Annotated in this window: 24 protein-coding genes and 1 riboswitch; of the genes, 10 read left to right on the top strand and 14 right to left on the bottom strand. The window is 50.4% G+C overall.

Annotated features, from left to right (window positions below):
* The first annotated feature begins 163 nt into the window (after positions 1-163).
* Positions 164-269: riboswitch (TPP riboswitch) on the top strand.
* Positions 270-361: 92 nt separating this feature from the next.
* The 5 genes from ACTL32_RS13265 to ACTL32_RS13245 all read left to right on the top strand — a co-directional run bounded on the left by ACTL32_RS13265 (position 362) and on the right by ACTL32_RS13245 (position 4437).
* Complete coding sequence (locus ACTL32_RS13265) at positions 362-961, top strand: YkoF family thiamine/hydroxymethylpyrimidine-binding protein (protein ID WP_441341926.1); 600 nt, start codon at positions 362-364, stop codon at positions 959-961.
* The gene (locus tag ACTL32_RS13260; protein WP_441341925.1) at positions 954-1535 is read left to right on the top strand and encodes an ECF transporter S component; all 582 of its coding nucleotides are present in this window, start codon (positions 954-956) and stop codon (positions 1533-1535) included. The genes ACTL32_RS13265 and ACTL32_RS13260 overlap by 8 nt, the downstream gene beginning before the upstream one ends.
* Positions 1528-2958: an ABC transporter ATP-binding protein gene (locus ACTL32_RS13255; protein ID WP_441341924.1), complete on the top strand. Its 1431-nt coding sequence runs from the start codon at positions 1528-1530 to the stop codon at positions 2956-2958. Before ACTL32_RS13260 ends, ACTL32_RS13255 begins: the two co-directional genes overlap by 8 nt.
* Positions 2939-3697, top strand: a complete 759-nt coding sequence (locus ACTL32_RS13250) for an energy-coupling factor transporter transmembrane component T family protein (protein ID WP_441341923.1) — start codon at positions 2939-2941, stop codon at positions 3695-3697. The genes ACTL32_RS13255 and ACTL32_RS13250 overlap by 20 nt, the downstream gene beginning before the upstream one ends.
* Before the next feature lie 272 nt (positions 3698-3969).
* On the top strand, positions 3970-4437 hold the full coding sequence (locus ACTL32_RS13245; protein ID WP_441341922.1) for a hypothetical protein: 468 nt from the start codon (positions 3970-3972) through the stop codon (positions 4435-4437).
* A gap of 72 nt (positions 4438-4509) precedes the next feature.
* On the opposite strand, the gene ACTL32_RS13240 is transcribed toward ACTL32_RS13245, so the two are convergent.
* The 3 genes from ACTL32_RS13240 to ACTL32_RS13230 form a co-directional block, all read right to left on the bottom strand.
* On the bottom strand, positions 4510-4929 hold the full coding sequence (locus ACTL32_RS13240; protein ID WP_441341921.1) for a sporulation protein: 420 nt from the start codon (positions 4927-4929) through the stop codon (positions 4510-4512).
* A 62-nt stretch (positions 4930-4991) separates the two neighbouring features.
* Positions 4992-6179, bottom strand: coding sequence for an AI-2E family transporter (locus tag ACTL32_RS13235; protein WP_441341920.1), 1188 nt, complete (start codon positions 6177-6179; stop codon positions 4992-4994).
* Positions 6180-6240: 61 nt separating this feature from the next.
* On the bottom strand, positions 6241-7188 hold the full coding sequence (locus tag ACTL32_RS13230; protein WP_441341919.1) for an LCP family protein: 948 nt from the start codon (positions 7186-7188) through the stop codon (positions 6241-6243).
* Positions 7189-7339: 151 nt separating this feature from the next.
* Here ACTL32_RS13230 and msrA point away from each other — a divergent pair, with 151 nt between their 5' ends.
* Complete coding sequence (gene msrA / locus ACTL32_RS13225; RefSeq protein ID WP_441341918.1) at positions 7340-7876, top strand: peptide-methionine (S)-S-oxide reductase MsrA; 537 nt, start codon at positions 7340-7342, stop codon at positions 7874-7876.
* A gap of 379 nt (positions 7877-8255) precedes the next feature.
* Here msrA and ACTL32_RS13220 read toward each other — a convergent pair whose 3' ends face one another.
* Genes ACTL32_RS13220 through ACTL32_RS13210 form a run of 3 tightly spaced genes read right to left on the bottom strand, consistent with a single transcriptional unit; the run spans position 8256 to position 11109 of the window.
* Positions 8256-8951, bottom strand: coding sequence for a YjjG family noncanonical pyrimidine nucleotidase (locus ACTL32_RS13220; protein WP_441341917.1), 696 nt, complete (start codon positions 8949-8951; stop codon positions 8256-8258).
* Between the two features lie 26 nt (positions 8952-8977).
* The gene (corA, locus tag ACTL32_RS13215; protein ID WP_441341916.1) at positions 8978-9931 is read right to left on the bottom strand and encodes a magnesium/cobalt transporter CorA; all 954 of its coding nucleotides are present in this window, start codon (positions 9929-9931) and stop codon (positions 8978-8980) included.
* A complete protein-coding gene (locus ACTL32_RS13210; RefSeq protein ID WP_441341915.1) occupies positions 9928-11109 on the bottom strand; it encodes an MFS transporter in 1182 nt (393 codons plus the stop codon). Before ACTL32_RS13210 ends, corA begins: the two co-directional genes overlap by 4 nt.
* An 88-nt stretch (positions 11110-11197) precedes the next feature.
* On the opposite strand from ACTL32_RS13210, the gene ACTL32_RS13205 reads away from it, so the two are divergent.
* Both ACTL32_RS13205 and ACTL32_RS13200 read left to right on the top strand, forming a co-directional pair.
* Positions 11198-11449: a hypothetical protein gene (locus tag ACTL32_RS13205; protein ID WP_204892233.1), complete on the top strand. Its 252-nt coding sequence runs from the start codon at positions 11198-11200 to the stop codon at positions 11447-11449.
* 90 nt (positions 11450-11539) lie between these two features.
* Positions 11540-13147, top strand: coding sequence for an ABC-F family ATP-binding cassette domain-containing protein (locus ACTL32_RS13200; protein WP_441341914.1), 1608 nt, complete (start codon positions 11540-11542; stop codon positions 13145-13147).
* A 115-nt stretch (positions 13148-13262) separates the two neighbouring features.
* On the opposite strand, the gene ACTL32_RS13195 is transcribed toward ACTL32_RS13200, so the two are convergent.
* The 4 genes from ACTL32_RS13195 to ACTL32_RS13180 form a co-directional block, all read right to left on the bottom strand.
* Positions 13263-13745, bottom strand: coding sequence for a YkvA family protein (locus ACTL32_RS13195; RefSeq protein WP_204892241.1), 483 nt, complete (start codon positions 13743-13745; stop codon positions 13263-13265).
* Positions 13746-14515: 770 nt separating this feature from the next.
* On the bottom strand, positions 14516-16177 hold the full coding sequence (locus ACTL32_RS13190; protein ID WP_441341913.1) for a M4 family metallopeptidase: 1662 nt from the start codon (positions 16175-16177) through the stop codon (positions 14516-14518).
* 257 nt (positions 16178-16434) lie between these two features.
* Positions 16435-16632: a cold-shock protein gene (locus ACTL32_RS13185; protein ID WP_135501373.1), complete on the bottom strand. Its 198-nt coding sequence runs from the start codon at positions 16630-16632 to the stop codon at positions 16435-16437.
* 272 nt (positions 16633-16904) lie between these two features.
* On the bottom strand, positions 16905-17195 hold the full coding sequence (locus ACTL32_RS13180) for a DUF1033 family protein (protein WP_441341912.1): 291 nt from the start codon (positions 17193-17195) through the stop codon (positions 16905-16907).
* A 198-nt stretch (positions 17196-17393) separates the two neighbouring features.
* On the opposite strand from ACTL32_RS13180, the gene ACTL32_RS13175 reads away from it, so the two are divergent.
* Both ACTL32_RS13175 and ACTL32_RS13170 read left to right on the top strand, forming a co-directional pair.
* Positions 17394-18092 carry a 5-bromo-4-chloroindolyl phosphate hydrolysis family protein gene (locus ACTL32_RS13175; RefSeq protein WP_441341911.1) on the top strand — a complete coding sequence of 233 codons (699 nt, stop codon included), beginning with the start codon at positions 17394-17396 and terminating at the stop codon, positions 18090-18092.
* The gene (locus tag ACTL32_RS13170) at positions 18064-19242 is read left to right on the top strand and encodes a toxic anion resistance protein (RefSeq protein WP_441341910.1); all 1179 of its coding nucleotides are present in this window, start codon (positions 18064-18066) and stop codon (positions 19240-19242) included. The genes ACTL32_RS13175 and ACTL32_RS13170 overlap by 29 nt, the downstream gene beginning before the upstream one ends.
* Positions 19243-19507: 265 nt before the next feature.
* On the opposite strand, the gene ACTL32_RS13165 is transcribed toward ACTL32_RS13170, so the two are convergent.
* From ACTL32_RS13165 to ACTL32_RS13150, 4 genes are all read right to left on the bottom strand, one after another.
* Positions 19508-21361, bottom strand: a complete 1854-nt coding sequence (locus ACTL32_RS13165; protein ID WP_441341909.1) for a vWA domain-containing protein — start codon at positions 21359-21361, stop codon at positions 19508-19510.
* A 9-nt stretch (positions 21362-21370) separates the two neighbouring features.
* The gene (locus ACTL32_RS13160; RefSeq protein WP_441341908.1) at positions 21371-22228 is read right to left on the bottom strand and encodes an AAA family ATPase; all 858 of its coding nucleotides are present in this window, start codon (positions 22226-22228) and stop codon (positions 21371-21373) included.
* A gap of 95 nt (positions 22229-22323) precedes the next feature.
* Entirely contained in the window at positions 22324-22521 is a 198-nt protein-coding gene (locus tag ACTL32_RS13155; protein ID WP_441341907.1) for a DUF6501 family protein, read from the bottom strand.
* Between the two features lie 70 nt (positions 22522-22591).
* Positions 22592-23182, bottom strand: a complete 591-nt coding sequence (locus ACTL32_RS13150) for a DedA family protein (protein ID WP_441341906.1) — start codon at positions 23180-23182, stop codon at positions 22592-22594.
* Positions 23183-23579: the final 397 nt, after the last annotated feature.

Genomic DNA, 23579 nt, shown 5'->3' with positions numbered 1-23579 from the left:
ATTCCAACTAATTGCACTTGGCTCGGCGAAACCGGTTGGCCACGTGTCAGGCACGCGCTCACTTGCTCCCTAGTTATGTGTTGACCCCCTTTACATCCCCCAGGCCTTCCGCTAAACTAGAGCCATCGGGGCAAACCCCGGACACAAAAAAACTGCATACCGTTTTCTGCACTAGGGGTGCTTATTTTAGCTGAGATGCAAGCGCAAGCTTCGATCCCTTATAACTCGATCAGGTTAGGACCTGCGTGAGGAAGTGCGGCACATTTCTGGAAAACTCCTTTTTTTGGGACGCTCATAGATTATGGCTGCATCTTCGCGGATGCGGCCTTTTTTGTGGACTTTTTTAAGGAGGAATAGATTTATGCAACCAATGCACTGCGGCACAAGCCCGATTGTCGGATTCCGTTTTTCTTTGCACCCGATGTCAGGGAACTTTGTCAAAATCATCAAAGGGGCGTTAAAAGGGACAGACACCTCAAATGTCTGGATGCATACGGACGACGTCTCAACCGTCATCCGCGGAAAACAGAACCAGGTTTTCAACGTGGCCAAGGCGATTGTGCTCCATGCGGCAAAAACCGGCGAACACGTCGCGCTTTCCGGAACGTTTTCAATCGGCTGCCCGGGGGACTCGGAGGGAGATGTATATCTGGAGAAAGACGACGAGCTGCCTAATCAGGACGCCACCCCTCAGTATGTTTCTTCCCAGTTCGCCTTATACCCGATGAACAATCCGGATTATATGGCAGTCATCTACCGGGAAATCGATCGTGCCAAAGCCCAAGGCGTGTTCAATGAATCGATGCATTACGCAAGCGGCATCCATGGCGACATCCACGATGTCTTCGCCTTTTATGAAGAGTCGTTCACCCATGCGCGCTCAGAAGAGCATCGCCACCTTGTGATGACGATCTCGATGAGCGTCAACAGCCCATCGCACGGAGGTAGCGCCGATGCTTAAAGATTGGAAATTAAAAGAGATTGTCTTGATGTCGCTCTTTGCCATCGTTTTTGGCATCGTCTATTTGGTGTTTGTCCACGTCGGAAATATCTGGGCCGGAATGATCGGCCCGATCGCGTATGAGTGGATGTTTGGCATCTGGTTTATCGTCTCCATCATCTGCATGTACATCATCCGCAAGCCGGGTGCAGCTTTGATGTCTGAAACCATGGCAGCGGCAATTGAAGTGCTGCTTGGCAATGCCATCGGACCTCGCCTGATTTTATCTGGTGTCATCCAAGGGCTTGGCGCGGAAGCAGCGTTCGCTGTGACCGGCTACAAGCATTTTAATTTGGCTGTCCTGATGCTTGCAGGGGCAGGTTCTGCCGTCTTCAGTTTTATTTATGGCTTTTTTGTTTCGGGATATGCAGCGCTCGATCCGACGTTCGTCGCCTGGATGTTCACGCTGCGTGTGTTGAGCGGCATGATCATAGCTGGCATCGGCGGCAAGTATCTCTCGGATGCCTTGCTGGCGACCGGTTCCCTTCGCGGCTATGCCATTGCCCGTATAGATAAAGGTGACGCCAATGCATGATGCCGTCTTTTCCCTCGATAATGTCCACTTCCGGTTTCCCGATTCCGGACAGCGGACGCTCGACGGGGTTTCATTTGAAATTTTCAGAGGAGAACGGGTTGTCATCACCGGTCCGAGCGGTGCAGGTAAAAGCACGCTGCTGTACTTGCTGAACCGCCTCTATCCTTCGAATTGCGACGGAATTCTCGGCGGCTCCATCAAACTGTACAACAAACCCGCCGAAGACTACGCACCAGGTGAAATCAACCGCCGGACCGCAACGGTCTTCCAGGATCCCGATTCCCAATTTTGCATGCGCACGGTCGAGGAGGAACTGGCATTCACTCTTGAGAATCTGTCCGCCGCAGCTGAAGCCATGGACGCGCGAATTGCTGGGGTATTGGAATTGACCGGCCTTGTGGAACTGCGCCATGCAGTGATCCAATCGCTGTCAGGCGGCATTAAACAGCGGGTGGCCACGGCTTGTGCGCTGATCATGGAACCCGAAGTACTGCTGCTTGATGAACCGCTTGCACACCTCGATCCTTTCACTGCCAAGCAATTCGTCGACTGGCTTTCCGTTCTTCAGAAAAGGCAAGGGCTGACTGTCGTAGCGGTCGAACACCGGCTGGAATTATGGGAAACTTTTTTCAACCGGGAAATTGTTTTGGACAGCAATGGCGCACTCATCGCAGACGTCCCTTTCCGAACGAGACCGCCCTATTCCTTTCCTGTGCGGCCCTCCGTTTATGAAGATGTGCCGGCGCTAAAGGCCGAAGCGATTTCAGTAAAAAAAGAAGGCCGGCTGCTTTTAGCTCCCCTTTCCTTTGAAGCGGCACGCGGCGAAGTGGTGGTCATCGCCGGTCCGAATGGCAGCGGGAAGACCACTCTCTTAAAAGCGTTGTGCGGGATCACTCCTTTAACGGGCGGCCGGATCAACGCACAGAAAGTGGGTTATGTGCCCCAATCACCCGAGTTTTTATTCATTGAATCCTCCATAGAGGCTGAGCTCGCTTTTTCCGGAGCCTCCACACAGACAGAAGTGGAAGAGCTGATGGAACGGCTCCGCTTGACGGATATCAAGGGCAATCATCCGTTCTCGGTGAGCCACGGACAAAAACGGCGTGTCGCCATTGGCGCGATGCTCGCTGACAAGCGGGACGTGCTGTTAATGGACGAGCCAACTTCCGGGCAAGACCTCGCAGCGCTTATGGAACTCTCTACCTTGATCCGTGAACGCGTCCAGGAGGGTGCCACGGTTTTGATCGTCACCCATGACATGGGATTTGCAGCGGGGATTGCAGATTCGGTTTTGCTTATCAAAGATGGGATGCTGAGCGGGAAATTTCCTGCCGAGCGGGTCTGGGCGGATGATTCGCTAATGCAGGCGCATCAGCTGATACAACCGAAAGGAATGGTGCAGCATGCAAGATCTTTTGCATGAAATGAACCCGTCGGTGAAGTTTGTCCTTGTGGCAGCATCGATGCTCGTAATTGCCTTCTTTTTCAATCCCTGGACGCCATTCCTATTCTGGGTCGGCATCCTTCTTTTGCAGGTGCTCTTTAGCCGGATTTCATGGAAAAAGTGGATGCTCTTCATGCTGCCTTTCGCTTTTGCAGCATTCGGCTATCTTTGGACTGCGGTCATCTTCGGGGTAGGAATTCAAGATGAGGTGTACTTCTCTATTGCCGGGTTCGAGGTGGCCAAAGAGCAATGGGAAACGGCTTTGTCGTTGTCCGTTCGCGTCCTGTCTTTCTCCAGCTTGTCGCTGTTATTCGCTTTTACGACCGATCCGGTGAAATTTATCATGAGCCTGATGCAGCAAATGAAGCTTTCGCCAAAACTGGCTTACAGTGTCATGGTTGCCTATCAGTTTTTGCCGCTATTGAAAGAGGAATTCACCCAGATCCGTGAAGCCCACCGACTACGCGGCGCTCAAATCAAACCCCATTGGGGGAACAGGTTGCCTGCCTTCCGCCGTCTGCTCATCCCGATGCTTGCCGGCGCAGTACGGAAGGCAGAACGCGCTGCGTTTGCCATGGAAGCCAGAGGATTTACGGGCGAGCGGCGGAAAGCTTATTACCGCCCTGTCCATGTAGGAAGGAACGATTTCTGGCTGGCCCTGCTCTTTCTAATCGTATTGGCCAGCAGCTGCTTAGGCGGAATTTATCTTGATGGATGAGTGCAATGGAATACCTCCGGTTTTGATTTCTCAATAGTTTTCAGCCGCTTCCCGGCCGCTAGTTTCCGGGAACGCGGTTTTTTGTTTCATCTTTGTTTTTTTCTTGTTACGGTCTTTGTTTTTTAGAATATTTACCTTATGTAATTATGTACATTTATATCTTTTTATTGATTTTCCGCAGCCAGACGGCTGTTTCTCTTCATGATTTCGGTTCTGCCGAAACGGGTATACATCAAGCAAGCACTTTTTTCTATCAGCAAGGAGGCATCGGCATGATTGAATGGGACTTGCTCGACGAAAAGGATGACCGGGTTTATCTGGCTTATATGACCAATCGCCAAGATCCCTTTGTGATGTTCGAACGGGATTTCGGCCAAATGATGGCCCGTGCTTTCGCAGAAATCCATGAAGGCTATACCCACCTTTGGGCCATGAAGCGGGTCGGTGTCATTTTGCCGGATAAAATCTGTTACTTCCCGGACAACGAACTGCTCATTGAACCATCTGTCTATGCTGGCGCATCGAAAAAAGAAGTATACATAATATTTTTATTTTCAAAGAACTCACCTTCTTCCCCGTTCATGTATTCCAAAGGCCTCAATTCCGGATTTTACAGTTCGTTCGAAGCTGCTGCGGAAACCGGTGCCCGTTTGCTGAATTTGATGGCAAACACATATCCGGAACGCGAGTTCAAAGTACTGTGCACAAAGCTGCTTTACGACTTCCGGTGGCATGGATAACGGCCGCTTCACGGCCCATATAAAAAAAGCGACAGCCGGATTGGAGTCAATCCGGCTGTCGCTTTTTTCAGTTTAGAGCGCTGAAACGCTATAGGTGAATTCGTCTTCGTCCACAGCATCCACCCCATTGTCCACATGGACAATCGTTCGGAGCAGCAGCTTCGTTTTCGTATTTTCCACAATCCAGCGCTCGTCAGGCACGATTTCGAATTGCTGCATGAGCGATCCTTTCGATTTCAGCGTGCTGACAAAATCCAGCGACTGTTTTGCTACGACATTCTCGATTAGCTGGAAATCGCTGTCTTCCCGTACTTCATCGATTTGCTTGACGACATGCAATTCGACGTATTCGATCTTCTGGTCGCTGTCGCCTCCTGTGATGTAAATCGTGCCGTTCAGCGTTTCACCTTCGTTTAAGTTCGGCCTCTCCACCACTGTTTCAACGGTCAACGAACCGATTCCAATTGAACTTAAAAACTTTTTGAAATTCATAAAATGGAAACCCCCAGATCATAGTAATTTTCCTATACCACCATGGAATTCTTGTTAAACCCTCAAAGCAGCTCCGTGTAATCATATTGGTTCTCAAGATTGCTCTCGTGTCTATTATAGCGCCGTTTGAACAATTTGTAGAGATGCGAAATCAGTACACGGGCGAGTGCATACATCGGGATGCCGAGAATGACCCCGGCAATGCCGAACAGCGACCCCGCTGTCAGCAATACGAAGATGATCGTGACCGGATGGATGAACAAAGTCTTCCCCATCACCTGCGGTGAGATGAGGTTCCCTTCAACGAGCTGGACCACGGTCCAGACGATTGCCAGCTTCACGAGCATGAATGGTGAAGTCACGAGCGCGATAATCGCCGCCGGCGTTATGGCAATCGCCGGCCCGAGATACGGCACCACGCTTGTGACCATCGCCAGGACGCCAAGCAGGAGTGCGTAATCCATTCCGATGATCAAAAAGCCGATATAGACCATGACGCCGATGCAAAATGCCACGATGATCTGGCCCTGGATATAGGCACCCAGCTGCCGGTCCGCTTCGCCGAGCACTTCCCTCGTGTCGTCACGGAATCTTGGTGGCAGGAGCTTCACAAAATACTCCGGCAGCTTCTCGCCGTCCTTCAGCAAATAAAAGAGGATGAACGGCACGATGACAATCGACAGGATGACGCTTGTGATGGTCGAAATGAAACCGGTGATTCCGGTGATGATGCTGGCAATTGTTGCCTGGAGCGTGTCGGCAACATTCGCCGGCAAGGTGGCGATCAATTGCTCAATATCAAAACTTGATCCCCGGTAATAGTCGCCGACAATGGACGTCCGTAGAAAAGCGTCCAGGTTGGTCAGCAATTGCATGAAGTAATCCGGGAATTCCATGATCAGCTTTTGGAACTGCTCCCGGAGGAAAGGCAGCACCAGGACGATCAGCAAAGTGATCAAGCCGATGACCCCTAGGAAAATCAGCAGGATTCCCCAAAGCCGCGGGATTTTCGCTTCTTCAAGCAGCCGCAGAACAGGACGCAGCAGATAATAGAAAATGAGCGCCAGGACGACCGGCAGCACCACCGTCTTCATGAAGACGCTGAGCGGATTGAAGATGAATGACACTTCCCGGAAGATGAAGATGACGAGCCCAAGCAATACAAGCGCCGTCAGTGTAAACAAGGTGTTCGTTCCGCCTAGGAAACGGATGAAATTTGTCGAGAAAAGCGACTGTTTTTCGGGTTCCACCAAATCTCCCACTTTCAGAAAAATATGAACTACTTCTATAGTAGCATAAGTTCAGGTCTGCTTAATGGAGTGGTTGTGACAAAAATTCAGCCAGCGCTTGGCGGTTCTCTTCGATATCGATTTCGAGGACAGCACCGGCATCCGGATATCGGGCGTCCCAGTAGCTTCCTTCAACAGGGACAGTCAGGCGGCCGATGTCGCTTTTTCCGCCTTTAGCGAGTTCAATGGCCAGTTTCGCGCCTTCTGTTGCCGGCAAGTCTGTTTGGACGTAGCCTTGGACCGCTCCTGCCAGTTTCGGATATTTCGGGATTGCCGATACATTGATCAGCTCGTCTTTCAGCGCAGCAACCACTTGCTGCTGGCGGCGTACACGCCCGAAATCGCCTTCGCTGTCAGCACGGAACCGCGCATAACCTAGAAGTTCCTTGCCGTTCAGCGTATGGACGCCTTGTTTCAATGAAACACCGATTTTTTCGGACATGTCTTTTTCAACGTCGATTTCCACGCCGTCCGGCGCCGCTATATCGACCATGTGTTCAAAATTCGCAAAATCGATCATGGCAACATGATGGATCTCCAGGCCGAACATTGCCCGCAGCGTGTCCGCCAGCAAGTTCGCGCCGCCCAAGTAATAAGCCGTATTCAGTTTATACGATTGATAGCCCGGGATGTCGGCGTAAATGTCGCGCATGAACGATGTTAATTTGATTTCGTCCGTATTTTTGTTATGCGACATCAGCATCATGGTATCCGAACGGGACTGTTCTTCACCCCGTGAATCTACACCGATAATCAGGATGTTCTGGAAATCCCCGTTTTCCGGGTCCCCGTCGAACTCCAAAGTTGGTTGCTCTGTATTTTCAGCTAGCTTATATCCGCTTTGAAATTGCAAAAACACATAAATTCCCACTGCTATCACTGCTAAAAGCAGCAGCAGTACGATGCCCCGGAACCGGAACCGCTTTTTTTTGCGCCGTTCCCTTCTGGCTGGCTGTAGTTCTTCTTCCATACTATACACATTCCTTTCTGCATCTTGCTTTACATTGGACGCTATTTCCCTAGAAGAAGTTTCTGCAATCCCATTATAATCATATTTATTGTCTGGAAACAGGGGGAGTGGTAAGATTTTTCTATTCCACTCGAGAGGAGCAAACCCACCTATGACCCAAAAAGCGACATTTGCAGGCGGCTGCTTCTGGTGCATGGTCAAACCGTTCGACCAGTTTGACGGCATCGACAGCGTCATTTCCGGCTACAGCGGCGGCCACGTCGAAAACCCCACATATGAACAAGTAAAATCCGGCACGACCGGACATCTGGAAGTGGTCGAAATCACGTTCCAGCCGGAGGTATTTCCGTACGAGCAGCTGCTCGATATCTTCTGGCAGCAGATCGATCCTACCGACAACGAAGGCCAATTCCAGGACCGCGGCCCTTCATACCGCCCTGCCATCTTCGTCCATAGCGAAACGCAGCGCGAACTGGCGGAACAGTCCAAGCGGGACCTCGATGCAAGCGGCCGCTATAACAAGCCGGTCAACACGGAAATCCTCGATGCCGGACCGTTTTATCCGGCCGAAGAGTACCACCAGGACTATTATAAGAAAAACCCGGACCATTACAAGAAAGACCGGGCCGCATCAGGCCGAGATGAATTCCTGGATTCCGTATGGGACGAAAACAGCGTGAAAAATTAAATCCCCTCAGCCGAGCAGCTTCCCTTTAAAGGAGCTGTCCAAAAAGTCCAAAACTGAAAACCAAAGGAGAAAAAGCCACGCTTTTTCTCCTTTGGTTTTTCTATATTCTGTAAACGGCTGTTGGGAATGGAGGCGGCGAGCAAGTTGGGCGAAGGCACTTCGGACAATTTGCTTGCGACGAAGCAGCGAAGCGATGCAACGCCATTTCATGTCTCGAAGCTAGCGCAGCGACGGTTTTTCATGCACTGAAGCTAGCGTAGCGATGCAGGTGCAATGCAGAGAAAGGAGCATCAGTTTTGCCAGCGGGCCAGCGAACCCGCTGAAAGCGTCCGCCGCAATGAACTGCAGCCCTTCTAGGACAGCCCCTCCTCAGTTGTGCTTAACGGTGTCCATTGACAATCGGCACCAAGTCGATCAGGTCCCTGATTTCATACGTCGGATGGACCCCGGCGTGGTTCTCTTTTCCGAACGGATTGAACCAGCAGGTGTCAATGCCGTAATCCGCTCCGCCTTGTATATCGGATGTAAGCGAATCCCCGACAATCAGCACCGAATCTTTTTCCGAAAGGCCGAGTTTTTTGAAGGCATGGTCGAAGATGCCAGCGTCCGGTTTCTGGAAACCTGTTTCTTCCGAGATGATGACGTGCTCGAACCGCCCTTCCATCGGCGAATTAAGAATCCGCTCTTTTTGGACGCTGCCGAATCCATTCGTAATGACTGCCAGCCGGCAATGCGACAGGCTGCTGATCAGCTCTTCTGCTCCCGGCATGAGATGCGTCTCTTTTCCGAGATAATCGAGATAGGCTTTGCTGAAGGCGTCTGCACTGATATCGAGCTTGTGTTCGCGGAACAGCCGTTTGAAGCGTTCGACGCCCAGTTCCCGCAGGGCAATCCTGCCCTGCTCCAAGTCATTCCAAAGCACAGAACTGATTTTCCGGTAGCTGGCATGATAATCGGAAAAACCTGTCGGCATCCCGTGGTCGGAAAAAGCATTGTGCAGCGCCGCTTTTTCGGATAGCTTGAAATCCATCAAGGTGTCGTCGATGTCAAAAAGGATTGTATGGTAATTGTTCATGTGCACATATGCCTTCTTTCCATATATTAATCGTTGTCGAACCAGCCTTTCCATTTGAACCAGGCCGTCATGCCGATGCCGAGTATGAGCATGATGGCAAGGACGGTGAAATAGCCGTTTTCGGCCCTCAGTTCCGGCATATTGACGAAATTCATGCCGTAAACGCCGGCAATGAAGGTCAGCGGCATGAAGATGACGGTGATGACCGTCAGCGTCTTCATGATGTTGTTCATGCGGTAGGAGTTTAGCGATATGTAGTTGTCGCGGATGTCAGTTGCCAATTCCCGGTTGGAATCGATCATGTTGCTGAGTTTGATGAGATGGTCATGGACATCCTGGAAATACGCCCGTTTCTGTTCCTGGAAAATGAACCGTTTCGATTCAAGGATCCGGTATACCAAATCCCTTGTCGGCACCACGATCTGGCGAAGCTTCAAGAGCCGGCGGCGCACTTCGAATGTGTCTTCCATGATTGATTTGTCGGCTTTTTTGATCCGTTCGGAACCTTCGATGGATGCAAGCCGGTCTTCAAGTGTCTCCACGAGCGGGAAAAATGCATCGACCATTTCATCCATGATCTTATAAGCCACTTCCAGCGGTTTCAGATGGTCTGTTTTGTCCAGATGGAGGAAATAATCCCATGCATAATTGACTTCATCAAGATCTTCGAAATGGAACGTCACGATGAAATTCTCTCCGAGGAAAAAGTCGACTTCATTCGCTTCGAGGTCTTCCGCTGTCAGGGAGTGCATGACCATGAATGTCGTATTGTCGTAGTATTCCAGTTTCGGACGCTGGAGCGAATGGATGCAGTCTTCGATGGCCAGCGGATGGAACCGGAAATGGCTGCCGAGAAGGCTGATTTCATCCGGCGTCGGAATATTGAAGTCGACCCATTGCCATTTCATGTCCGCCAGCTCTTCCAAAGGCGGATCGATGACAACTTCGTTTTGTTGGTTTACAGCTTGTATTCGTATCATGGAAGGCTCCTTGCAGGTTGTTTTTTATTCAGTATAACGGCCAGTACGGCGAGTATGCCGATATAGCCCAGCAAAAGCAGCAGCGTGATGTCGTGGCTGCCATATGTATCGTATAAGAAACCGATGAAGAATGGCATGGCGCTTGATATGATATAGCCCCCCGACTGGATCATTGCCGTCCAGCTGTTGACATCGTCCGCCCGCTTGTTTTCATCAAGCGGCATCAAAAGCGCAATCGGGAAAAGCCCGCCGAGCATGATGCCGAGAAAGACTGCAGAAAGCCAGATCGTCCCTGCCCCTCCCGCAATGAGCAAAATGAGTCCCGATGCACCGGATGCAAGCGACACCAGCGTCCATAGCAAACGGCTCGGAAATTTGGAGAGCAATGCAGGAATCGATAAATTCCCGACCAGTTGGACGGCAGTCATGACGGTCAAAACTGCTCCGGCGGTCAGCACGTCCATGCCCCTTTCTATGGCGATCGGAGCAAGCCACGTAATCAGCGAGAAAAACAGCGCTGACTGGAAACCGAAAAACAGCAGCATCAGCCACGCCCGGCGGTTGCGCCATGGCGATACGGCGGCGGTTTTCTCGAGGTCTGCCTCTTCTTCCGCAGGCTGTTCAATCCGCTGCCACAGCACGATGGCAAAAAGCGCGAGGACACTCCAGCTCGCGAGCGCAAGCGGCCAGTCAAAAGCGGCATAAAAGACGCCGGTCAGGCCGGAGGCAAGCGTGGCCCCCGCACCCATGCCGAATGAATAGACACCGATCAGCGAAGCGGTGCGAGTCGGGAAGTTGCGCTTGATCAGTGCGGACAATAGCGGACTGATCACGGCAATCGCCAAGCCGATGAAAAACGAACTGGCCAACAGCACCGGATACACCGGCACAACGCCGCGCAGGGCTGTCAAAAGACCGATTGCCGCGATCAAGACCGTGATGCTCCGCTTCATGCCGATCCTCCGGTTGAACACAATCGCCAGCGGAGCGAAAAGGCCCATGCAGAACACCGGAATCGATGTCAGCAGACTGATTTCGCTATTGCTAAGCGAAAGATCGCTGCGGATCGTCTCCAATAGCGGACCGACCGATGATATGGCCGGCCGCAGATTCAGCGATACGAACAGGATGGCGATCACCATCACTCCGAGTGCGGATTTCTTGCCTTTGGATCCCATATTTTTATTCCCCTTTTTCTGCTATGTACACAAACTTGTGTTCCCCGCCCCGATTCATTAAAATGGAAATGAAAGGCGGGCTGACTTTATGAAACTCGTGAACTGGAGCTATGCGAAACGCTATAACATCAAAGCGATCTTTGATGAATTCCCGCATGTGGTGGTGTTGTTCCGGCAAATCGGCGGCTATTATTTCATCTTTTCAATGAAAGGGCTGACGAAAGACCACATTCCTACGCGGCGGGATTATGTTCGAATGGAATACCTTTTAAATAAAGATCTTGGACTTCTTGAAGCTTACAAGGAACGAAAACATAAGCAAAACGCCTCAATGCATTAAGTTTATCTTAGACTGCGTTTGAATGCTATCGATTTGGGTGCGTTTCATGGTATACTCATCTTATTGTGAAATTTGGGAGGTACGAAGAAAATGATAGCAGTAAATGATGTAAGTCTTCGCTTTGGTGACCGCAAACTATTTGAAGACGTCAATATCCAATTCAACCCCGGCAATTGCTACGGACTCATCGGCGCGAACGGCGCCGGTAAATCGACGTTCATCAAGATCCTTTCAGGTGAACTTGAAGCTCAATCCGGCAATGTCTACATGGGATCCGGCGAGCGGCTGGCCGTCCTGAAACAGGACCACTTTGAATACGAAGAATACCCGGTTCTAGAAACCGTGATCATGGGCCATAAGAAATTGTACGAAATCATGTCTGAAAAAAATGCCATCTATATGAAAGAGGATTTCTCAGATGAAGACGGCATGCGCGCTGCTGAACTTGAAGGCGAGTTTGCCGAGCTGAACGGATGGGAAGCGGAATCCGAAGCGGCAATCCTATTGCAGGGCCTTGGAATTTCCGAAGAGCTGCATGACAAGAAAATGGCAGAACTCTCGGGTTCCGACAAAGTGAAAGTGCTACTCGCACAAGCCTTGTTCGGCAAACCGGATGTCCTTCTTCTGGATGAGCCGACCAACCACTTGGACTTGAAAGCCATCCAGTGGCTGGAAGAATTCCTGATCAATTTCGACAACACGGTCATTGTCGTTTCGCATGACCGCCACTTCTTGAACAAAGTATGTACACATATTGCCGACCTTGACTTCGGGAAAATCCAGCTGTATGTAGGGAACTATGACTTCTGGTACGAATCCAGCCAATTGGCGACCCGTCTTGCAGGCGACCAGAATGCGAAAAAAGAAGAGAAGATCAAAGAACTTCAAGCGTTCATCGCCCGGTTCTCTGCGAATGCTTCCAAATCGAAGCAAGCGACGTCCCGGAAGAAAATGCTCGATAAAATCGAGTTGGACGATATCCGCCCTTCTTCCCGGAAATATCCGTTCGTCAACTTCACGATCGGCCGCGAAATCGGCAACGACGTGCTGACAGTGAAAGACCTAAGCCAGACCGTTGATGGCAATAAATTATTGAACAACATCAATTTTAATATGAACAAAGACGACAAAATCGTCCTGATCGGCGATCCGCTTGCAAAATCGGCGCTTCTCCGCATCCTGGCTGAAGAAGACGAGCCTGCTGAAGGCTTGATCCGCTGGGGTGTTACCACTTCACGCGCTTACTTGCCGATCGACAACTCGGCTTACTTTGAAGGCAGCGAGCAATCCCTGGTGGATTGGCTGCGCCAGTATTCACCGGAAGACGAAAGCGAAACGTTCCTTCGCGGCTTCCTCGGCAGAATGCTGTTCTCCGGCGAAGAAGTGAAAAAGAAACCTTCTGTCCTTTCAGGAGGAGAAAAAGTGCGCTGCATGTTATCAAAAATGATGTTATCGCATGCCAACGTCCTGCTTTTGGATGAACCGACCAACCACTTGGACTTGGAATCGATCCAGGCTCTGAATAACGGCATGATCGCATTCAAAGGCGCCATGGTCTTCACTTCACATGACCATCAGTTTATCCAGACAGTTGCCAACCGCGTGATTGAAATCCGCGAAGACGGCAGCATCTTGGACAAGCAATTGACCTATGATGAATTCCTTGAGTGGAAAGAAGCTCAAGGCATCTTGAACTAAAAGACTCGATTTCCGCCGCAGCTCAATACAGAGCTGCGGTTTTTTATGCGGCTTCATTCCCGTGCCTGCAATAAAAACAGCCCTCTTCTCAAAAATTGAGAAACGGGCTGATTTTTTATTTCATGAAACGTTTCACGAGGCGTCCTGCCGGCAGTTTGGAGACGAATTTATTGCCGGAATTCGAAATGTTCCGGACAACCGACAGCAACTCTTTGTCCCCTGCCCAATGCTCTTCGATAACCTCTGCCGGGAATTTGTTCAACAGCGTATTGATGATAAAGACAGCCACCACCACGTCATCCAGGAAGCCTCCGGGACCTACCAGAATCTCCGGCAAAAAGTCGATCGGGGCGATAAAATAAAGAATCCCGGCACCAATCGAACTCTTGCTCTTCCCGTCGATCCGACCGTCAAGCATCAAGCGGGTCAGCAAATGGAAGAAATCCGGGGCGAACAAGACATATTGGCTGACTTTTCCGACGCCGTTCGGCCGTTTGTCCAGCCAGTCCTGAATCTTACCGCGCAGTTTCTGGTAAAAATCTTCCTGCTCCTTCTGGCTTGGAAGCGGTTTTTTCAAATACTCATTAGCTTCAGTCATTTAACTTCCCCCTGACTCTTTTGTCATTGACGCAGTCCGCGTCAAAATTACTCATCTAAAAATCCTACTAATGAAATTAGCAGTTTCTGATTTATACCCCTTTTAATAGGTAGATTAAACAAAGATGCCTACGCAACAGAAAAGAGAGGGTCTTTAAACTGTCGAGAAACCTTCTTTAGATAAGTTAATAAAGAATGAACTTTTCACCTCGCTTCGGCCGCTTTGGGAAGGGCAGAGACGATTGCTCCTGCGCAAGCTCGTCGCCATGAGCCGAGAAGGACACTCGACTCATAGATTCGCCCAGCCCCTGACGCGCCGGCGCTGGTTTCGCTCTTTAAAAGCTGGTAACTTTATCCGTTTTACTAGAGCTATCTGAGATATGAAGCAAAACAGCGGAGAAAACCGTACTGCTCCTGTCCCTGCATCGCTGCGCTAGCTTCGGGACATGAAAAACCGTTGCAGCGCTGCGCGCTTCGTCGCAAAGACTTGCCCTTGCAGGCTTCGGGTAAGTCTTGCCTGCGGGACAGCGAGACAGCCGAGACCCCGCAAGTCGCGTAAGCGACTGAGGAGGCTTGGCGCTCGCCCGCGGCAAAGAGATGGCTCTAAGGAAGTTTGAGCCATCTCTTTGCGACGAGCGCATAGCGCGCAGGAGCACAGGGGTTTTACGCAGCTGCTTTGCGGAATATCGATTAAGAGACAAATATTTTATATCTTTCTCAACAACCTACAGAGCCGCTCTAAAAGAGCGGCTCTTGCATTAATTTATCAAATTAGTTAACGCCAACAGCTGAGAATGCCGCTTTAACGCTGGCTACTTCGCTGCTTGCTGCACCGTAGAGGTCTGTTGCAGCCTGGATTGTAGAGATGCGGTAATGGCTATAGTTCGAGCTTGGCGTCAAGTATTGCGTCAATGTACGGTAGAAGATATCTGCCGTTTTCGCATTGCCGATGCCCGTTACCGATACTCCGTAATGCGTTCCGCCGTTCGCCAGCAAGTATGCCGCTTTGTTGCTGATGCCCGAGTTGATGTGGACGCCGCCGTTATCGCCAGTCCCCGTATAGCGTTTCGAGTAATGATCCGGGTCGCCGTTCAAAGTCGGATCCTCCATCGAACGGAGGGCATCACCCGCAGTTCCTGGTGTATAGATGTCTTCCCCGATCTGCCAATCCGGGTTGTTGTTGGCATGATACTCGACGATGGTTCCGAAAATATCCGACATCGATTCGTTGATCGCTCCGGATTCGTTCTGGTAAATCAGGTCCGCCGTCGTATCCGTCACGGCGTGCGTCAATTCGTGCGCGATGACGTCAAGTCCGCCGGAAAGCGAGGTGAACTGGACGCCGTCCCCATCGCCGTAAACCATCTGTGAACCGTTCCAGAATGCATTGTTATAGCTGCGGCCGTAGTGGACCGTCGAAATCAATTGCGCGCCATTGCCGTCATAGCTGTTGCGGTTATGGACTTCTTTGTAATAGTCGTAAGTTTCAGCGGCATAAGCATGCGCATCGACCGCTGCTGCATCATATGCTGCGTTATAGACATTGTCAGCATCGAGCCAAAGCGTACCCGGTGTGCGTGTACGGTTTTTCGCATCATACGTGAAGATGCCGCCGCCGCGAGTCTTGTCGACCAGGTACGAACCGCTGCTGTTGATCAAAGTGGTGAACGATTTCGTATCGCCCAGCACCCCTTTGCCTGAAGCCGTAGACGTTGTGCCAGTCGGAGCCGTCACGCCGTTCGTCGGCTTCGCTTCATGCATCTGGTTGAAGGAATCCAGGACTTCCCCTGTTTTCGCATCAATGAAGTACTGATAGTTGCCCGGTTCCGGGTGCAGGAATTGGAACTCCGTGCTGTAGGCGTATTTCGCTTCGCCGTCTTTTACATAAACGGCCAGCTGAGGACCTACTTGTTTATCCACTTCAACGTCCTCACTGATCTGCGCTTTCAAATCGGCCAAAGCAATCGCAGATGCTTCAGAAGGCTTTACTGTCGCACCTTTCTTCAAGGAGTTCTTCTTGAACAATTCAGGAGCGAGCGATCCTGAAAGCGCTGTCAAAACACCATTCTTGTCGACATGGGCAGTCAGGACATGCCCGAAGACCGGTACTCCTTTGAACGTCTGTTGGAGTTTTACGTTGACCATGCCTAGCTCATCGGTCGATTGCTCAAGCACTTTGAAATTGGCAGCAGCGCCGCCGGAAATTTTGTACAGCTCCTGTTTGTCCTCCAGGTATGTAAAGACGATCTCTTTAGCAGCCTTTTGGGATGGGTTTGTCAATTTGCCAAAAATGAAGTCGGCTGATTTGGTTTTCTGGTTTATGTGGATCTTCTCTTGCACGGCATCATTTGGAGAGGCGGACACAGTCGCAGTTGCCGCGGATAGCGCAAGTGCAGCTGCCAAGCTTAACGTTAACAATTTATTCTTTTTCATGTTTAGGTTCACTCCTTTAAATTGCCGTCCTTGTGTGACGGGTATCTAAAGAATACCTGTATGAGTATTCAGAATAAATAGGCTACTATATCTGTTTTTATTTTCCTCTTAAGAAGTAAATTTACATGCGATTAAAAGAGTTTTCAAACTATTTTGTGATTAAACGTGTCTTTACACCTGATATGTAGCACTTTTTTGACGTCATGGAGATTTAGTTAATAAAAAAAGAGCTGCTCGCGATGAGCAGCTCTTGGAAATTAGATTTTGACTACATTTGTAGCTTGAGGTCCGCGGTTGCCTTCCTCTACTTCAAATTCAACTTTTTGCCCTTCGTCAAGCGTCTTGAAGCCTTCGCCTTGGATCGCTGAGAAGTGTACAAAAACGTCGTCTCCACCTTCAACTTCGATAAAACCGAAACCTTTTTCTGAGTTGAACCATTTTACTGTACCTTGCATGTGTATACCTCCTGTAAATAAAAAATTTGCAATATGGAATTCCATAAAAAAAATTCACATATTCAAAAAAGTACCAACACGAGCTGATCACTTTTTTGAATAGGTGAATAGCGGTATCTGGTGGATTCTTTAGTTCTTTTGTCTATTATACCAATTCTAAATGAGAAGTCAAATAAATCTAAATACTTTTTTAAAATTAGTGATACCTAGGTAAAATAGGATTTTATCCCTCTCTTTAACTGATAAAGCATTGAGAAATCTGATAATTCAGTTCAATTTACAAACTCGCCATCTTTCAGCCATAGGAGTCCATGGTAGACTTGGAGGTCTTCTTCGCAATTGCTGCAATATGCCAGATCCCCAGGATTCCAGAAAGCGATTGAGCGGCCTTCCCTTTTTTGTTTCGTGAACTTCAACGCTAAGGCTTGCGCCTCCTCATGAAAGTTCTCCTCCGCTTGTTCGGCGCTTGGGAACTTTTTGCGGCTAACGATGTTCTCTTGCCATCCCTCGGGCATCCACCAAGGTTCATCAAAGCTTCTTATATAAAAGATCTCATGCAGCACAACCAACTCCCATTTTTCTTCCTATTTAGCATTGTGCCAAATCTTTTGGATTCTGTCCAGCGGTTTTGGCATTTTTCCGGCGGGCCCAAAGTTTGTAAAGGGTTCCCCTACCCTGTAAAATGGAGCTAGACGGGAGAGAAGATGAAACTTTTCCCCATTTGGAACGTATATGTAAAGAGGAGTTAAGGAGGTCTTTCCATGAAGCCTGTTGAAAAATTCATCAAACGGCAGACCGTCAGCTTGCCCATCATGACCGCTATGTTCCCCATTCTTTATTTGGGTGCGGAAATCGGCATCGTGGCATCCGGCGCAGTCGCCGCAGGTACTTATATCGCCAGCAACTCGACTATGAAACAATTCCAATTTTCTTCCGATTCCAAAAAGCTCGGCATGACGCGGAGCGAACTCAAGCATATCCGCGCCCAAGTGAAGGAAGCCAAGAAAAAGATCAAATTGCTGCAAAGCTATTATTACCGGGTGCGTTCCATCGCTTCGTTCAAGCAATTATTGAACATGGTGCGCCTTGCCAATAAAATCGTTTCGCTCGTTCAGCTCCATCCCCGGAAGTTTTATTCCGCAGAGCCGTTTTTCTATTCCCACCTGGATTCTGCCCTGGAACTGACCGAAAAATACACGCTCTTGATCGGCCAGCCGGTGAAGGATATCGAATTGAAGATCGCTCTTCAGGAAACCCGCGAAATGCTGCATTCAATGAACGATGTAATGGAACGGGACTTAAGGAAAGTGCTGTCGGCCGATGTCGAAAAGCTGCGGATGGAACTCGATTACGCCCGCATGACCGTCGGACAGAACGAGGAACAGATTTTGCTTGAAGAAACCCCTACCGATTATGAAGGAGACGTGGACCATGACACAAAATCGCTCGAATCAAAGTGAACTGGATGATTTGCTCGGCAACCCTTTCGGCATTGAGCCCCTTGCAAAAGAAGCGCCTTTAGCCAAACAGGAAGACGGAAGGCCGGTTGCCCTGATGGAACGGCTGACAAAAGAAGAACAGGAAAAAGCGCGTGAACTGGCGAGCCAGATTCCTGCCGGCAACTACGAAGCCATCCTGACCTACGGCGCCAATGCACAGAACCAATTGAGCCAGTTTTCCCATAAAATGCTCGACCATGTGCAATCGAAGGATATCGGCCCGGTCGGCGATGTCTTGAACGACCTGATGAAGAAGTTGAAAGAATTGAATCCGGAAGAGCTGTCCCAGCAAAAACGCGGCCTCCGAAAAATTTTCGCCAAAGCGAAATCGTCGGTCCAGGAAATGATGACGAAATACCAGAAGCTCAGCACACAGGTGGACCGCATCAGCATCCAGCTGGACCATTCCAAACGCGGCTTGCTTGAGGACGTCCAGATGCTCGAACAGCTTTATGATCAGAACAAGACCTACTTCCAGGCGCTGAATGTCTATATCGCTGCAGCTGAATTGAAGCGGGACGAAATCCTTCAAGAAACAATCCCGGCGCTCCGGAAGAAAGCGGAACAATCGAATGACCAGATGGCCTACCAGGAAGTCAATGATATGGCACAATTCCTCGACCGCCTGGAAAAACGCCTGTATGACCTGCAGCTATCGCGCCAGATTACCATCCAAAGCGCACCGCAAATCCGTATGATCCAACAGACGAACCAGACGCTTGCAGAGAAGATCCAATCTTCGATCATGACATCGATTCCGCTCTGGAAAAATCAGATTGCCATCGCATTGACGTTGAATCGCCAAATGAAAGCAGTTGAAGCACAGAAACAAGTGACCGCGACCACCAATGAACTGCTGCTCAAAAACTCGGAAATGCTGAAAGTGAATTCGATCGAGACCGCCAAGGAGAATGAGCGCGGCATCGTCGAAATCGAAACCTTGAAGCAGACTCAGGAGAACTTGCTGAATACCATCGAAGAGACGCTCCGCATCCAAGCGGAAGGTCGCAAAAACCGCAAAGCGGCCGAAATTGAAATCGGCCGCATGGAAGAAGACTTGAAGCAGCGCCTGTTGTCGATCCAGGATGACCGTGAAGGGCACAGATATTAAAATGAAATCCCCGCAAGCTCATCGAAGCTTGCGGGGATTTTTATGTTTTATCAGCCCCTGGAAAGTATTTCGCTTGGGAAGGAAAGTATTCGGGGCGAGAAGGAAAGTATTCGCAATTGAAAGGAAAGTAAACCCGTTTTCTGGAAATTCGAGCCTCTCAAAAATCCACTAGAAGCGCCCTTTGCTTAGGCAAAGGGCGCTTGGCTGTCCTCCACTCCATGAAAGGCGATCATGGAGTCCGTTTCAAGTTTTCTCTCCGTTCGGACTACCCCGTCTGAATCACCAGATGAAGCGTCCGTTTCAAAAGCCGCAGCGTTTGCTCGACAAATTGCTCAAGGGAATCCGCACTGACGGATTTATTTCCATACATCATGCGGTAGAAGGAAGCCTGCTCGTCGGTGATCGGGTGGCTGCTTAGGAATAGATGCAGCACTTCGATATTCCCTTTTCTCGCTTCGGCTACGGCATCCGCCGTATCGACGACGCCGTTCTCTGCATAATTGTATGCTGAAGGCTCGCCGTCAGAGAATACAAGCAAAAAGCGGTGCTTTTCCGGCCGCTTATGCAGCCTGTCGCTCATCCACCGGATGGCAAAGCCGTCCCGGTTGTCTTCATGCGCTTCCATCGCCACGATTTCCGCTGCGTGGTCGCGGCTGCCGTCTTCGAGTTTGTGCATCCATTGGAAATAATTCGGCTGCACAGCATCGCTTGCCTCGTAGGCATCTTCATAGAACAGCACGATTTCATGCGGGACGCCAAGCCCGCGCAGCACATCATGGAACAAAAGTACCGCCTGTTTCGTCTCATCGAGTTTGTCGATCATCGAGGCCGATCCATCGATCAAAAGGCAAAAGACCGCGTCAAGTTCCTTAGATGGCGCCGTTTTCCGGTAGAACGGCTTGGGCCGCTCTTCGAGCACCAGCGGCAGCAGATTGCGGGACAAGCGGCCGGCGTTCAGGTTGGTGCGGACACCGGTCCTGCGAAGCGACATCCGCTTTTTCAGCTCCTGAAGCAGCGCACGGACATGCGGGGCCTGTTTCCTGCGCCAAGCATCGATGAGTGTCTTGGAATCCCCTGAAGCGACGATCCGGCTTTCGGTATAGACGACTTGGCTGTTCGCTGAGCCGAACTTTTTCCCTGCCTGTTTCGGTGCACCTTCCCGCTGCTCGTCTTCGGCGTCATTGCCTTCCCTGTGCTCTCCGTCGGAATCGCCTTGGGCGGTATACTCCACTTCGCCCGCGCCTTCCGCTTCCCGGCCGCCTTCTGCGTAGCCAGAATCGCCGCGCTCGAGTTCAAACTCCATTGCAGCCGATTCTGACGTTTCGGTTTCCCGGTGCCAGGATTGAAACCACTCTTCGATCGTCTCCATCTTTTCATCTGAACCGCTGTCTTCCGCTTCGATGCCCTCATGATAGCGGTACGGCGATGCCTCCTCCAGTTCTTCACCGAATGTATAATAGCTGTGCACCATATCTTCATCAATGAGATACTCGAGCCTGTCCATCATGCTTTCCACTACATATGCTGAATCTGCGGTTGAACGGGCATCGTATATCCTGGACCAGAGAAGGAACAGCGGTTCCCATGCTTCCGTCCCGCCAAGCTCTGTCCCTCGCAGGCGGAGGTAGGCAGCATTCAGGAATGCGTCCGCCTGAAACCCTTTTTGGCGGTTCTGCCGGAATTGGTCCTTGTGATAGCCGGTGTATACCTTTTCCCTGATGGAAAACGCATGTTTCGTTCCCGGCCGCTCTCTGCTGACTTTTTCGCTGAGGCGGAATTCCTCCGCACAAAGGAGCAGCTGCTGCTTTAATTCGGGCAGCTTGCTCTGCGCGCTCTTGATGCGCCGCCACGCCGGCAGGCTGAAATCCCGCCAGTAGCCGGCTGCCATCAGGAAGATATCGGATTTATACCCCGCGCGTTCAATTTCCCTTGGACGGTGGCGCCAGAAGACGCTGATGGAAATAGCGGCCTCAGATGGCCGGAACTCCACTAATTTACGCGTGGTCACCTTAAGATATGGCGCATCCGACAGTGCTCCGGCCAGCATCTCCATGCTATGGAGCAAATTTGTATCGATCGATTCGTTATTGAACTGGATAAAACGGTTGACTGAAGCCATCTGCCCCACCTACTTTTTCCAAGTTTCAGCTAAGTCCATGAATAGTTCCCGTTCGCTTCCATCTTCCAGTTTTTCGGCAATCGCGTAGCGGACTGCCCGCATCGGATCCATATGCTGCGCCAATGCAGTGGCGTCCAGCAAACTGCGGATCGATGCCGCTTCTTCCGACAACAAGCCGTTTTCCACTTGTTTCATCAGATCGGCTGCCAGATTCAGCATGAAAGATTTCAATTCCGGAGAAGCGCCGGGGTACTCGCGCTCCCATAATTCCTGCAGCTGCCTGCCAGTCAAATAGGGGACCGGATACGCGATAAATCGGTTTTTTAAAGCTTCATTCATCGGTGCTGTCCCGATATAGCCTTCGTTGATGGCCGCAATAACACCGAAATCCTCGTGCGCCAGGATCACTTCCCCTGTGAACGGGTTGGTCATCATGCGGCGATGGTCCAAGGCGCTATGGAGAATCGGCAAGGTTTCCGGCTTGGCCATATTGATTTCATCAATGTAGAGGAGATGCCCCTGCTTCATCGCTGTCACGACCGGACCTTCGATAAACTCTATCCGGCTTTCCCCTCCCTGCTGGACCAATGTCTTGAATCCCAGCAGTGCTTCAGCATCCAGATCGACCGAACAATTAATGCTTTGAAGCGGCTGTCGGCAAAGCGCCGATATGCTTTCTGCCAGCTTGGTCTTGCCCGCACCTGTCGGCCCTTTCAGCAGAACGGGTTTGCGGAGCACCACTGCCGACAGGATGTCCTCCCAAAGCGTTTCATCCGGCGGAATATAGCCGCCTGTTGCTATCAGCTTCTCAAATTCGCCGTGGCTGCGGGATTTTCTGCTTTGGATGTCTTCTTCTATAAATGCCATTTGGCTTCCCTCTTTCCATGGAAAAATAAAAAACCGATGAATGCGCATCGGTCCTTTCTTTTGTATACCTGTTGTTGCGGCCGCACATACGGGCCTTATTCGAAATAAGTCTTATAGAATCCGCCGACTTTGCCTGTGTTGTCCACGACAAAGATGAATTCTTCGGTTTCATTTTTCACTTCATAGGTTTTCCCGGCTGTCAGCACGTTCGACACCAAAAACTTCGCCGCTTCGGTATGCCTGCATGTTACGGTCCGGATTGTTTCTTTCGTGAGCCATTCGTTGTGAATCACAGTCCTCATCCTTTTCAAATATGTCTATACTTTTCAGTATAAGGAAAACAAACGAAAATTTCAAACCCGCCTAGCGCTTTTGATGCTTCGTTTTATAAAAGATGCGGCCGGCCACCACTAGTACGATGGCGGCAGACAGCGTTAGCAGGAAGCCTTGAAGGTGGCTGAGAATCGTCTCATAGGCATATGGAAACATCCGGCCGATATTGAAATAAATGAACATCCAGACAAATCCGGCGGAATAAGCGAACAGGGCGTATTGCATAAACGGGTAGCGGTTCGCTCCCACGACATAGGGCATCGCCCAGCGGACCCCTGGAAAAAAGAAGCTGAATGCAATCGCCCATTTCCCGTGCTTCTCCAAGAACACGGAAAACCGGCCGATCGCCCCTTTCAGCCGGGTCTTCTCCAGACGGTGCAGCAGCCGCTCGCCAAGTACACGGCCGATGAAATAAGCGAATGTATTGCTGGTGATCAAGCCTAGGTAGGCGGATAAGAAAGCGTAGACCGGCTTGAAATAGCTGATTTCAGTCAGGACTCCTGAAAAGGCGGCAGCCACTTCGTTCGGAATCGGCATGCCGAAAAGCAGCAGCCAGTTGAAGATGAACATGCTGACATAGCCGTATTCCTTTACCAGATCCATGAAAAAGGATAAATCCATCGCCGTCGACCGCCTTCTTGTCTTTCTTCTATCATGACAAAAAAGGCCATCGCCTGCAACGCTGGAAACCTTTGGAACAATAGCTGCTTAAATTCTCCCTTTAAAAGAAGCCGAAAATTGAGCTTATCGGTCATTCTACGTTTCGGGATACGGTGAAGTAATAAAGAGAATGTTGATATGCCGCTTCGGCGCTTTGGGCATGGCTCTCGCCATGAGCCGAGAAGACCACTCGTCTCATTGCTTCGCCTAGCCCGTGGACGCGCCGGCGCTGTGATAGATTATTGAAAACGGATGAGCTCACTTCTTTAGCAATACTGTCCAAGATATGGAGCAAAACAGCGCAGACGCCTGCGGGAACAGCGAAGTGCTGAGCTAACTCGGGCGTTTAGCCCGAGTT

Origin of the sequence: Planococcus sp. FY231025, assembly GCF_052078085.1 — a bacterium.
GTDB lineage: Bacteria > Bacillota > Bacilli > Bacillales_A > Planococcaceae > Planococcus.
Note: the sequence above shows the minus strand (reverse complement) of the source record. Positions and strands in the feature narration are given on the sequence as shown.